The sequence below is a fragment of the Pseudomonas sp. MYb13 genome (assembly GCF_002980075.1).
Lineage (GTDB): Bacteria > Pseudomonadota > Gammaproteobacteria > Pseudomonadales > Pseudomonadaceae > Aquipseudomonas > Aquipseudomonas lurida.
The window spans coordinates 36,617-48,920 of the sequence record NZ_PCQI01000005.1 but is presented as its reverse complement, the minus strand read 5'-3'; the positions used below and the strand labels follow the sequence as shown (position 1 = coordinate 48,920).

The 12,304-nt window shown below is 62.3% G+C and carries 12 protein-coding genes; 8 read left to right on the top strand and 4 right to left on the bottom strand.

Annotated elements, in window-relative coordinates:
* Positions 1 to 87: 87 nt before the first annotated feature.
* Positions 88 to 381, bottom strand: a complete 294-nt coding sequence (locus CQ002_RS11755) for a hypothetical protein (protein WP_029297627.1) — start codon at positions 379 to 381, stop codon at positions 88 to 90.
* A 188-nt stretch (positions 382 to 569) separates the two neighbouring features.
* On the opposite strand from CQ002_RS11755, the gene pbpC reads away from it, so the two are divergent.
* The 6 genes from pbpC to CQ002_RS11725 all read left to right on the top strand — a co-directional run bounded on the left by pbpC (position 570) and on the right by CQ002_RS11725 (position 7,416).
* Entirely contained in the window at positions 570 to 2,930 is a 2,361-nt protein-coding gene (pbpC, locus tag CQ002_RS11750; RefSeq protein ID WP_371919449.1) for a peptidoglycan glycosyltransferase PbpC, read from the top strand.
* Positions 2,931 to 3,023: 93 nt separating this feature from the next.
* The gene (locus CQ002_RS11745; RefSeq protein WP_016977009.1) at positions 3,024 to 3,332 is read left to right on the top strand and encodes a MazG-like family protein; all 309 of its coding nucleotides are present in this window, start codon (positions 3,024 to 3,026) and stop codon (positions 3,330 to 3,332) included.
* Positions 3,325 to 4,074 carry a methyltransferase gene (locus CQ002_RS11740; RefSeq protein ID WP_069021445.1) on the top strand — a complete coding sequence of 250 codons (750 nt, stop codon included), beginning with the start codon at positions 3,325 to 3,327 and terminating at the stop codon, positions 4,072 to 4,074. Before CQ002_RS11745 ends, CQ002_RS11740 begins: the two co-directional genes overlap by 8 nt.
* Positions 4,075 to 4,098: 24 nt before the next feature.
* Positions 4,099 to 4,701 carry a DUF4136 domain-containing protein gene (locus CQ002_RS11735; protein WP_105161591.1) on the top strand — a complete coding sequence of 201 codons (603 nt, stop codon included), beginning with the start codon at positions 4,099 to 4,101 and terminating at the stop codon, positions 4,699 to 4,701.
* Between the two features lie 45 nt (positions 4,702 to 4,746).
* Complete coding sequence (locus tag CQ002_RS11730) at positions 4,747 to 5,304, top strand: DUF4136 domain-containing protein (protein ID WP_069021441.1); 558 nt, start codon at positions 4,747 to 4,749, stop codon at positions 5,302 to 5,304.
* A gap of 165 nt (positions 5,305 to 5,469) precedes the next feature.
* A complete protein-coding gene (locus CQ002_RS11725; RefSeq protein WP_098465694.1) occupies positions 5,470 to 7,416 on the top strand; it encodes a pilus assembly protein TadG-related protein in 1,947 nt (648 codons plus the stop codon).
* Here the strand turns inward: CQ002_RS11725 and CQ002_RS11720 are convergent.
* Complete coding sequence (locus CQ002_RS11720; protein ID WP_105161592.1) at positions 7,401 to 10,139, bottom strand: PAS domain-containing protein; 2,739 nt, start codon at positions 10,137 to 10,139, stop codon at positions 7,401 to 7,403. The two genes, CQ002_RS11725 and CQ002_RS11720, sit on opposite strands and share 16 nt — an antisense overlap.
* The gene (locus CQ002_RS11715) at positions 10,136 to 10,579 is read right to left on the bottom strand and encodes a TadE/TadG family type IV pilus assembly protein (protein ID WP_098465696.1); all 444 of its coding nucleotides are present in this window, start codon (positions 10,577 to 10,579) and stop codon (positions 10,136 to 10,138) included. The genes CQ002_RS11720 and CQ002_RS11715 overlap by 4 nt, the downstream gene beginning before the upstream one ends.
* Positions 10,580 to 10,651: 72 nt before the next feature.
* Between CQ002_RS11715 and CQ002_RS11710 the strand changes: the two genes are divergently transcribed.
* The gene (locus tag CQ002_RS11710; protein ID WP_069021436.1) at positions 10,652 to 11,101 is read left to right on the top strand and encodes a prepilin peptidase; all 450 of its coding nucleotides are present in this window, start codon (positions 10,652 to 10,654) and stop codon (positions 11,099 to 11,101) included.
* Positions 11,102 to 11,227: 126 nt separating this feature from the next.
* Positions 11,228 to 12,016: a response regulator transcription factor gene (locus tag CQ002_RS11705; RefSeq protein ID WP_034103210.1), complete on the top strand. Its 789-nt coding sequence runs from the start codon at positions 11,228 to 11,230 to the stop codon at positions 12,014 to 12,016.
* Positions 12,017 to 12,027: 11 nt separating this feature from the next.
* Here the strand turns inward: CQ002_RS11705 and CQ002_RS11700 are convergent, their stop codons facing one another.
* The gene (locus CQ002_RS11700; RefSeq protein ID WP_034103208.1) at positions 12,028 to 12,297 is read right to left on the bottom strand and encodes a DUF3613 domain-containing protein; all 270 of its coding nucleotides are present in this window, start codon (positions 12,295 to 12,297) and stop codon (positions 12,028 to 12,030) included.
* Between the last annotated feature and the right edge of the window lie 7 nt (positions 12,298 to 12,304).

The window sequence follows — 12,304 nt, the reverse complement described above, 5'->3', positions numbered from 1 at the left end:
CGGTGTTGTCAGTCAGCTTATACGGCAACTGATACGCCACCTTCGCGAGCAAGCCCGCTCCTACAGGGGATTTGTGGTGTCTTGGGGTTAGTGGACGACCCAGCTGAGGAGCCATAGGCCCAGCAGCAACCAGATGATGCCCATGATGATCGACGCGCGCATGAAGGCGCGCACGGCCGAGTACAGCAGCATCAGGCCGATGATCAAGGTGATGATGCTGATGATCGAAGTGTCCATGCCCAAGGTGCGGGACAGGCCGTCGATGAAGTTGCCTCCGGCGTTGGTCAGGGCACCGAACAAGCCGCTGAGACCATCGACGATAAAGCGGATGACGGAACCGAGCGCCTGGCCCAACCATTCGAAAAAGCTTTCTACCTGCATGTGTGTGTCCTGATGAGAAGGTGGGCGAATCTGTGCCTTTGGTTGTTATTGCGACAGGCTAGTTCCCTACAAGCATAGAGGTTTGCCGGTTTGAGTTTGCGATTAATGATGCGTTGCGTAAGTTGCAGGTGTGCGCGGTTCACTGTGGGAGCTGGCTTGCCCGCGATACCGGTGTATCTGTGACCTATATGCCAACTGACCCACCGCTATCGCCGGCAAGCCGGCTCCTGCAGGGTTTGCGTTGGGGCCTGGGAATCGTGGTGGTGGTTGTTGCGCTGATTTGGCTGGCTGATCGGATTTGGCCGTTGCCCCTGCCCAAGGATGACTTGGCGCGGGTGGTGCTGGCTGAGGATGGTACGCCGTTGTGGCGGTTTGCCGATGCCAATGGGGTGTGGCGTTATCCCGTGCAGACGAGCGAAGTATCACCCTATTACCTGGACGCGCTGCTGACCTATGAGGACCGTTGGTTCTATCAGCACCCCGGCGTAAACCCGCTGGCGCTGGCAAGGGCGACGTGGCAGAACCTCTCGGGCGCACGGGTGGTGTCGGGTGGCAGTACTTTATCGATGCAGGTGGCGCGGTTGTTGGACCCGCATTCGCGGACGTTCCATGGCAAGTTGCGCCAGTTGTGGCGCACGGTGCAGCTGGAATGGCATCTGTCCAAGGAGGAAATCCTCAACCTCTACCTGAATCGCGCACCCTTTGGCGGTACGTTGCAGGGTGTGGCGGCCGCCAGTTGGGCGTACCTGGGCAAATCGCCCTCGCAACTCACCCATGCTGAAGCCGCCCTGCTCGCGGTGCTGCCCCAGGCGCCGAGCCGTCTACGCCCCGATCGGCATCCACAGCGCGCCCAGGAAGCCCGCGACAAAGTGCTGCGCCGTCTCGCCGAGTTCCAGGTGTGGCCGCACGCCGCCGTCGATGAAGCCCTGGAAGAGCCGCTGCTGCTTGCCCCGCGCCTGGAACCGAGCCTGGCGCCGTTGCTCGCGCGCCGCCTCAACCGTCCTGACAGCCCACCGCTGATCCGCACCACCCTGGACGCCACCCTGCAACGTCGCCTCGAAGACCTGCTGCTGGGCTGGCGTGCACGCTTGCCCGAGCACACTTCTGCCGCGATCCTGGTAGTAGAGGAAGAAACCATGGCCGTGCGCGCCTACCTTGGCTCGGTGGACATCAATGATGCCAAGCGTTTTGGCCATGTGGACATGATCAGTGCCCTGCGTTCGCCGGGTTCCACCTTGAAACCCTTCCTGTACGGCATGGCCCTGGACGAGGGGCTGATACATTCCGAATCGCTGCTGCAGGACGTGCCCCGGCGTTATGGCGACTACCGGCCGGGCAATTTCTCCATGGGCTTTACCGGTGCCGTGCCGGCGAGTACGGCGCTGTCCAGTTCGCTCAACCTGCCGGCGGTGCAGCTGCTGGAAGCCTATGGGCCGAAACGGTTCGCCGCCGAGATGCGTATGGGGGGCGTGCCTTTGGCTTTGCCCGCATTGGCCGAGCCGAACCTGGCGCTGATCCTGGGCGGCGCAGGCAGTCGCCTCGAAGATTTGGTGAGCGGCTACAGCGCGTTCGCCCGGGACGGCAAGAGTGCCACCCTTCGATTACAGCCGGACGATACGCTCAGAGAACGCCCCTTACTGTCGCCAGGGGCTGCCTGGATTGTGCGGCGTATCCTCAGTGGCCAGGCCCGGCCGGATCGCGATCCGCGTGCGGAGCTGGTGCAACGCCCGGTGTTGGCCTGGAAAACCGGCACCAGCTACGGTTTTCGCGATGCCTGGGCGATTGGCGTCGGCCCCCGTTATTTGATCGGCGTGTGGATCGGCCGCCCGGACGGCACGCCGGTGCCGGGGCAGTTCGGCCTGGCCTCGGCAGCGCCGTTGATGTTGCAGGTGCACGATGTACTGACCAACCGCGACAGCCAGCGCGGCATCAGCGCGCCGGTCAAACCGGTGCCGGCCAACGTCGGCGTGGCGGCGATCTGTTGGCCACTGGGACAGCCCATGAGCCGAAGCGATCCCAATTGCCGTCGCCAGCGCTTCGCCTGGACGCTGGACAACACCACGCCGCCGACCTTGCAGGCCCTGGACCAACCCTTGAGCGTGGGCTTGATGGAAAGCGTGTGGGTCAATGCCAAGGGCCTGCGGGTAGACGCTCACTGCCCTGGCGCCGAGCGCAAGAACATTGCCCTGTGGCCCGCGCCCCTGGAGCCCTGGCTGCCCAGGGCCGAGCGACGTGAAGCGCGCATCCCCGCGGCTGACCCCGATTGCCCGCCACCGGCACTGGCTGCGTCTTCGCCGCTGTCGATCGTCGGCGTCCGTGAAGGCGACCAACTGCGCCTGCCCGCCGCCAGCCAACAGGCACTGCGGCTGAAAATCTCCGCCCTGGGCGGCAGTGGCCGGCGTTGGTGGTTTCTCAACGGTGCGCCCCTTGGCGACAGCGCCAACCAGGACTTTATCAGCGCCAGTTTCGAACAGCTCGGTCGCTACCAGCTCAGCGTTCTCGACGAGGCAGGCCAAACCGCCAGGCTAGAGTTCAGCGTCGTCGACTGAATCGCCATCGCCGGCAAGCCTTAAGGGCATCCAGAGATTCACTTGCCTTCACGTCTAATCCCCCCGAAGCTATCCACCTTCAGGAGCCCCCGCATGAACCTCGAACACCTCACCGAACGCCTGCACCGCATCCGCGATAACAACGACTGGAAGCAGTTCCACAGCCCGAAAAACCTGGCCATGGCCGCCAGCGTGGAAATGGCCGAGCTGGTGGAAATCTTCCAATGGCTGACCGAAGACCAATCGCGCCAGCTGCCGGCCGACACACTCGCCCATGCCGGGCAGGAAGTCGGCGATATCGTGTTGTACCTGCTGTTGCTGTGCAGCGAGCTGGGCCTGGACATGAACGAGGTGGTGCGCGCCAAACTGGCCGACAGCGAACGGCGGTTTGCCCATGAGTGATCGTCATTTCGACCAGCTCGCCACGCGCTTCGCCGAGAAGATCTATGGGGGCGCCAAAGGTGCTATCCGCCTGGCGGTGCTCCAGGCCGACCTGACCGAAGCCCTGCCAAAACGTCCGTTGCGAGTACTGGATATCGGCGCGGGCCTGGGGCACATGTCGCTGTGGCTGGCCGAGCAAGGCCATGACGTCACCCTGGCCGAACCTGCCGAACCGATGCTCGAGGGCGCGCGTCAACGTTTCGCCGACGCCGGGCAGGCCGCCACCTTCATCCATGCGCCCTGGCAAGACCTGCTCGGCCAGCTCACCGAACCTTACGACTTGGTGCTGTGCCACGCGGTGCTGGAGTGGCTGGCCGAACCCCATGCGATCCTGCCGGTGCTGCACCAGCTCACGGTGCCCGGTGGCTGGTTGTCGTTGGCGTTCTACAACCGCGATGCGCTGATTTACCGCAACCTGCTCAAAGGCCACTTCCGCAAAATGCGCAAGAACGACATGGCCGGTGAAAAGCAAAGCCTCACGCCGCAGCAACCGCTCGACCCTCGTGAGTTGGCGGCGCAACTCGACGGGCTTTGGCAGGTCGAAAGCCAAAGTGGTGTGCGGGTATTCCACGACTATATGCCGGTGGAGTTCCAGGCCCGCGCGGATGTGCAGGACCTTTTGGAGATGGAACTCGCTCACCGTCGTCACCCAAGCTTTGCCGGACTTGGGCGTTATTTGCACTGGATCTGCCGTCCGGTTTAAGCGGCCCAGTCTGCGGAGGTCGAAATGCGTCGTCTCTGTTTGATCCTGTTGTCCCTTGGGCTGGCCGCGTGTTCCAGCCCTAATCCTTATGTGGCCGCCTCGGCACCGATCCCGCCGGCGCCGCCCCAGGCCGCCAACACCTTTGATGCCAGCGCCTACCCGGCGCCCGTGCGCGATTATGGTGCCTACCGCAATTGGGCCTGGCGTAACGGCCAACTACCCGCGGGCACGGCCTGGGCGGATTCGGCGCAGGTTGCCGAAGCCGTCAGCGGCGCCCTCGACCAGCGCGGCCTGCGCCCCCTGCACGACAACCGTCCGGCAGACCTGCTGGTGAGCGCGGACGTGCGCTTGGAGAAGCGTCTCAAGCAAGTGCAGGACGACTATGGCTACGGTTATCGCGGCTATAACCGTTATGGCAATGGCTACGGCATGTACAACTCGGTGCCCATCGTGCGCACCTATGAAGTCCAGGTCGTGGTGGTTCGCGTCAACTTGTTCGATGCGCGCACCGGTCAGCCAGTGTGGAGTGCCAGCGCGGAGACGGGCAGCCAGGGAAGCCTCAGCGAGCGAGGAGACGCCTTGCGCCAGGCGGTGCAAAAGGCAATGACGGCGTATCCTCCCAGTTAACAGCTATTCTCATTTAAAGCGCTGGTCGCTCTCTGGAGAAAAACCATGTTTCGTCGTATCGCTACACTCGCCTTTGTCGTGCTGCTGGGCGGTTGCCAGACCAGCCAGGTGAACCACGATTTTGATGCCAGCCGGGATTTCGGCGCCTATCGGAATTGGGCCTGGAAAGACCCGGCGCTGCAGTATCGCCCCGATGATCCGCGCATCAAGAGCGACCTCACCGAACAGCGCATTCGCCAGGCCGTGACTGAACAACTCGACCAGCGCGGCCTGCGCCCGGCGGCGCCCGGCACCAAGGCTGACCTGAATGTTCAGGCCTACCTGATCGTCGAAGAACGCCAGCAACAAGTCACTACCAACTACGGTGGCGCCTGGGGCGGGCCGTGGAATGGCTACTGGGGCGCGCCGATGTACAACGAAACGCGCAACATCACCTACAAAGTCGCGACCATCCAGATTGACCTGCTCGACGGCAAGGACGGCAAACTCGTGTGGCGCGGCAGCGACGAGCAAATGATGGCCACCTCGCCCAACCCCCAGGATCGTGACAAAGCCATCCGCACCACCGTCACCCGCGTCCTCTCCAGTTACCCGCCACACTGACCCCTGTGGGAGCTGGCTTGCCTGCGAAAGCATCACCTCGGTATTACCGACCCACCAAGGTAATCGTCTCGCAGGCAAGCCAGTTCCCCCATTGATTTGTGGCGACTGGCCAGCCCTTGTCTACACTCCAAGCAACTACGGAGAGTAAGCGCTAAGGAGTGCCAGATGTCTCCCGGACTTCCTTCCAGGCAGCGTGGTGCGATTGGCTTGATGGCAGCAGGCACCCTGGCGGTGGCCTTGGTGTTCATGTTGCTTGCAGTGGACAGCGGTCGCCTGTACCTGGAAAAGCGTAAGTTGCAGTCCATAGCCGACACCGCGGCCCTTGAGGCGGCCAGCCGTGGCGGCCTGTGCACCCCTACCACCTCGGCCAACGACTACGCCAAGGAAAACGCCGCGCGCAATGGCTTCACCGTGGTCGCCGGCGACAACAGCCGGGGCCTGGCTGTGACCTGCGGCTCACTGGTGACCAATGCCAGCAATGTTCGCGTATTCACCCCTGACGCCAGCAAAAACGATGCAGTCCGGGTGGTGGCCACCCGCAGCGTGATGACCAGCATCGCCAGTGGCATTTGGAACATGTTCAGTGGCGCGCCCATGGCGACAGAAACACTCCTGAGTGCAACCGCTGTGGCAGCCTATGCGCCACCGGTCGCGCAGCTGACGATTCGCAGTAGCTTGGCCACGGTCGACTCCACAAAGTCTCCCCTGCTCAACGCCACCATTGGCGGTTTATTGGGCGGCAGTCTTTCGCTCACTGCGGCGGGGTGGAATGGGTTGATCCAAACCAACTTGAACCTGCTCAGCTACCTTGATCAATTGGCGATTCAATTAAGCGTCAAGGCGGGCGACTACGACGCATTGCTCAATACTGCCGTGTCCGCGACCCAGTTGATCGACGCCGCGGTGAAAGTGTTGCAAAAGAACGGCGCGGTGGCCACGGCGATCATCAACGATGTGATTTCATTGAAAGCCATTGCGCCCAATACCCAGCTTTTGAAAGTTGGGGATCTACTCAAGGTCGTGACTGGAACCCCGGCAGCGGCCTTGAATACCAACGTGCAGCTGTTTCAGCTGCTTGAGGCCGTCGCACAGGTGTCCAGCAGCAAGAGCGCGGTGAGTGCGGCGGTCCAGTTGAATATTCCGCTGATTGGCAATGTTTCGATTCAAACCAAGGTGATCGAGCCGCCGCAGATGTCTGCCATAGGCAATCCAGCGAAGGCGAAGGCGGGATTGTTGAATACCCCGCAGACGGATCAGATTTACGTTCGCACGGCGCAGGTCAGGACGTTGGTTTCCATCGACATGTCCGTGTTGAAACTGGTCTCTGGGCTGGCCTCGACAGTCACCAGTCTTGCCACTCCCGTTGCAGGTGTGGTCAATAATTTGCTGCACTTGAATCTTGCGGGGGTCGTCAGTTCAGTATTGTGTGCGGTCGCGTGCGATTCCACCGATGTCGAGATCGCTAACAAGTTGGATATCCTGATTGAAGCGGGTGGCGCGGAAAGCCGCGTGACCGATTTCAGTTGCGCCAGTAGCACCACCAAGTCGCTCACTGTGCAAGCCACAACCACCGTCGCCACGCTGGCGGTCGGGAGTATTGATGCGACCTCCGCGTTCTCTTCTTCGGCACCGATTGCTGTGCAGCCCATACGCCTGATCGATATCGGCTCCAGGCATTGCCTGCTGGTGGTCCTGTGCGGGCCGCGCACGCCTAACGTGGGCGGCGGGCTGATGTTGAAGGCCCAATCCACCCTCGGTTCTCAAACAGGCACGCTGTTCTATTTACCGGTCGCAGAGATGAATCTGGCACCGACCTACAAGACGCTCCAGCCCGCCGGAGATATTGTTGCGAGCCTGAGCGCGACCCTGAGCGGTCTTCAAGTGACTTATGTACCGCCCAGTGGTTCGGTTTCAAGCGGTGCGCTTGCTGGCGTCGCAGGCCTTTTGACGACGATCACCACGACGCTCGTGGGGGCGATTCAGAATCTGCTGGCGCCGATCCTGGATCCCATCATCAACACCTTGTTAAAGGCCCTGGGCATCAGCCTCGGCAACGCTGAAGTCGGCGCCAACCTCACCTGTCGCATGGGGTATGCCTACCTGGTGATCTGATCCACCGGCAACTCCACGCAAAACCGCGCACCTTCCTGCCCGTTGACGACGCTCAGGCGTCCGCCCATGTTTTCCACAATCCCATAGCTCACCGACAGCCCCAACCCTGTGCCTACGCCGATGGGCTTAGTCGTAAAGAACGGTTCGAAAATCCGTTCCAGCAACCGGGGGTCAATGCCGCCAGCGTTGTCTTCGACCCAGATCCGCACATGGCGGCTGTCATGCTCGCAATGCACCGCGATCCAAGGGCGAAAGGCCGAATCCTTGTCCCGTTTGCTCAACAGCGCATCACGCGCATTGACCATCAGGTTGATCAATACCTGCTCAAGTTGGTCGGCATACCCTCTGACTTGCACCGTAAAGTCCGCCGGGGTGATTCGCAACTCCACGCCCTTGCCGCGCAGGCCTTCGCTCAGCAGCGACAGCGTGCCTTCCACGGCCTGGTAGGGGTCGAAGGGCTGCTGTTCGATTTCCGAGCGGCGGCCGAATACGCGCATGTGGTCCACTACCCGCGCCGCGCGCTGTACCTGGGTGTCGATGCGCTGGAGTTTTTCGGTGAGGTAGTCGATCTGTGCATCGCCGTTGCCCAGGCGCTTGAGCACATTGACGACGGCCATGCGCATCACATTCAGCGGCTGGTTGATTTCGTGGGCCAGGCCGGTGGCCATTTCGCCGAGCGTGGCCATCTTGGCGCTCTGGGTCAGTTGTTGCTGGGAGCGGCGCACTTCAGTGTTGTCGCGGCCCACCGCTTGCACCTCCACCAGCGTGCCGTGTTCGTCGAACACGCCGCGGTCCGACCACACCCACCAGGCATGCTCGCGCCCGGGCAATTGCAGGCTGATTTCGGCGGTGCTGACCGGGAATTCCGGGGTCAGCTGGCCGATGCGTTGCACAAATGCCTGGCGTTGTTCCTGCGACAACCAATGCCCCAGGTTCAATCCTGGCAGTTGCGCGGGCAGGCATTCCAGGTAGTTGGCCAGCGGCGTGTTACCGAAGGTCAGGGTCAGGTCGGGACGATAACGGCAGATCATGGCCGGTGAGTCTTCCACCAGGATGCGGTAGCGTTCTTCGCTCTGCTTGATCTGTTCGGCGGCCAGGGTTGCTTCGGTCACATCGAGCCATAGCCCGACCGCTTCCACCGGCAGGCCGAGGTCATCGCGCAGCAACTTGGCTTCGTCGAGCAGCCAGTGGTAATCGCCCTGCTTGTCCCGCACCCGGTAGCGGCTGCGCACGCTGCCTTCGCGCAGCAGTTGGCGGGTACGCTCGAAGTACAGGTCGCGGTCTTCGGGGTGAACCAATGACGCCAGGCTGTCGTGGCAGCAGTCGTCCAGGGTCCAGCCCAGCAGCGGCACCAGGCTGGCGCTGAAGAATGCCGGGTGCAGCGCACCGCTGGCATAGCGCTGCACGTAGATCACTGCCGGCGAGCTGGCGATCAGGTTATCCAGGCGCGCGTGTGCGGCGGCGGCTTGGAGTTGCTGATTCTTGATGTCGCTGATGTCGAGCATGAAGCCGATCCAGCGCCGGCTGTCGCCCACGCCCAGCACTTGGCCCTGCACCCGATACCAGAGGGGGTTGTGCTCGGCGTCGGTGCGTTGCAGGCGCACGTTGGTCAGTAGCGGTCTGCCGAGGGCTTGCAGGTCGTGCAAGCGGCTGTGCAATTCCTCGCGATCGGCAGGGTGGATCCGTTCCAGCCAGAGGTCCAGCGGCTGGCGTGCCGCCCCGTCTTCCTGGCCAAGGCTGTGCAGCAACTGCGGGGCCAGCTGGACTTCCTGAGTGGCCGGCAGCAGCTCCCACCAGCCAGTGCCGAGCAGGCCTTGCAGGGCTTCCATGCGCTCCAGGTGTTGGTGGTTGCGTTGTTCGCGCAGGCGGCTGAGCAGCGGCGCGGCGAGGGCGGCGGTGAGGTCCAGCCAGTCGCGTTCGCGGGTGTCTTGCGGGCCGCTGTAGAGGCCGCAAAGTAGCCAGGCGGCGACGCCCTGGCTGTCACGGTAGGGCACCAGCAATCCGTCGGTATTGCCGAAGACGCTGTGCAGGCGCGGGTTGTCGCTGAGCGCTCGGGCCAGGCCAAGCGGCGCGTTGCCATGGGCACTGTCCAGTCGGGTGCCGAGGTGCTGGCCCGTCTGCCACAAGGCCGGTGCGTCGTGTGCAGCGTATTGACCGTAGATCCGCCACCCCAGGTCTTCTTCATCGAGCAACGCCAGGGCGATACAGGGGACTCGCCAGCGCTGCGCCAGGTCGCGCAAACGCTCGCCGGTCACCTCGGCTAATCGGCTCAGGCTGCACACTCGCAGTTGCTCGCTCATCCGGCAGGCGAGTTGATGATTCTGCTCGCGGTGTTCGGCCAGTTGCCTGTCGCCGAGCAAGTCGCTGACGTCCAGCAGGCGCAGGAGCCAGCCGTCACCCTCGGGTTCGACCCAGCCACGCGTGTGCAAGATCCGCCCGGTCGCGCCCTGGAAGTCCAGGTCCAGGTGCTGGTGCTGCCAGTCGGCGGGGTTGCCTTCGATACTCAGGGCACTGCTGGCGCACAGCAGTTCACGCAGCGACGGCCGGTGCTCGCCTACCCCGTGCGGAACAAGCTGCGGATGCAGGGTGCCGCTGATGCTCAACACATGGCCCTGACCATCCAGTTGCAGCTGCAGCCCTGGCGTCGGCGCGGCTGGCATGTCGAGGGCAAGGGTGCTGGTGCGGCCGAGCAGGCGCCCGAAGAGCTTATCCCCCGAGGTCAAAACTGCAGACTCGAACGGGCGATCAGGTTTGCTGGCAGGTTCGGAACCGGACCGATGCCAGGCACCATCAGGGCCGGGAATACCGAATAGATATTGGTGGTGGGATACCTGATCTCCACGGTCAGCAATGTGCCGTTGTAGGTGGCGGTGATGAAGTCGGGGGAGAATTGAAAGCTGGGTGGAATCCAGCTCAATTGGTTGATCACCGTGGTTTTAGCGCGGTCTCGCACCTGGGTGGAATAAGCGGTGCCGGCGGCCACCGGGTCCACCGCCATGGCCTGGCGCACGGCTTCGGCTGCCGCCTGGTTGAACGACTGCATCAGCAGCAATGGCAGGCTGTAGCTGATCAACCCATAGAACACCGCAAAAAAGATCCCGAAGACCAGGGCGAATTCGATCGCCGCGGCACCTTTTTGCTTTCTCGGGAGGCCTGTTTTCATGACTGCGTCTACCCTGACGGCTACTACTTGATATCAGCATAGAATCATTCAGCGAAAAGGGATGTTTTTTACGTGATCCATAGCGTGGCAATGCTGCTCTGGCTGGGGCTCTGTGCGGTGCAGGATGGGCGTCAGCGGCAGATCGCCAACAGCTTGACCCTGGGGGCGGCCCTGCTGGCGCTGATCTACCTGCTGTGGATGGGCACTACCTGGCTGGGAGCGCCCGCCAGCGAAGGGGGATGGGCCTTTGCCGTGGCACTGCTGCTGACCTTGCCCGGCTATGCGCTGGGCCGCTTTGGCGCGGGGGACGTCAAGCTGCTGGCTGCCCTGGCCCTGGCCAGTTCGCTGGACGTTTTGTTGTGGTCGCTGATCGGTGCCGCGGTGTTCCAGGGCGCCTGGGTGCTTGTCAGTCAAAGGCTTAGCGTGCGCCGACAACGGTCGGAGACGGGGGTGTCAACAAAGCAGCCTTTTGCGCCGTTTGTATTGACAGGGTTCGCGCTGTACTGGTTTTGGATCCATTAGTCGCAGCAGGTCGCTATCGCTATGTACATAGTCTGAAAGTACGTCTACGTTTATTGGGTAGATCTATAGGATTCTTCGTCAAAAGGGATAGGTCAATCTTTTGGCTTGCCAGGCATGGAGTAGCGCGTGAACAAGCTTACCTCGGCGGTGAAAGTGCTCGTGGTCGACGATCAGCCGTTGATCGTGGAAGAGCTCTGCGAATTTCTTGAAGGCAGTGGTTACCGCTGCGTCCCTTGTGAGTCCAGCCGGCACGCCTTGCAGCGTTTCAGTGAGGACGCCGAGATCGGCCTGGTGCTGTGCGACCTGCATATGCCGGACATGGACGGCATCGAGCTGGTGCAAGCCATGCAGAAAGTGGCTGGCAAGCAACGGGCGTTCGAGGCGATCATGCTGACCGGGCGTGCCGACAAACAGGACGTGATCAAGGCCCTGCGTGCGGGGATCTCGGATTACTACCAGAAGCCGATCAACCTCGATGAATTGCTCGAAGGCCTGCAACGCCAGGAAGCGGCATTGGAGGAGCGGCAAAAAGAGCTGCAACTGGGGCACCTGAACCAGAAGCTGCAGTACCTCTCCGAATCCATCAATGACCTGTACCAGGACCTCGACAAAGTACGTCGCAGCCCGAGTACTGGGTCAGCGGATGAGGGCGAGCTGGCCACCGAAGAAGCCGGTCCGGTGGAAATCCCGACCATCTTCAACCAACTGTCACCCCGCCAGCTGGACGTTGCGCGCTTGGTGGGCAAGGGCCAGACCAACTACCAGATCGCCTGTGAGCTGGGGATCACGGAAAACACGGTCAAGCTGTACGTGTCCCAGGTATTGCGCCTGACGCATATGCATAACCGTACCCAACTGGCACTGGCCTTGTCGCCGAACAACGTCGCGATGCGCCAGCGGATGACGGCGCACTGAAGCACCAGGCACTATTGACTTTTACCGCCGTTGGACGACCCACCGGATTGTGATTCAAAAAACTCCGGAATCGGGTGCTTGTGAGTGTCCAGCCAACGCTGCAAGGCCTGCTCCCGTTCCGCGGGGGTGGTCCTTTGCGGCGTGGGCGAAGCGACACGCCCATCGACCTGCACGGCCAGCCAGTTTTCCGTTTCCGCCTGCTGCGGGGACGACGGGCCGGGTTCGATGGCCAGTGCGCTCAGCGGCAGCAACGCCAGGCCGACAAGGTAATGTGCTTTCATCGATCAC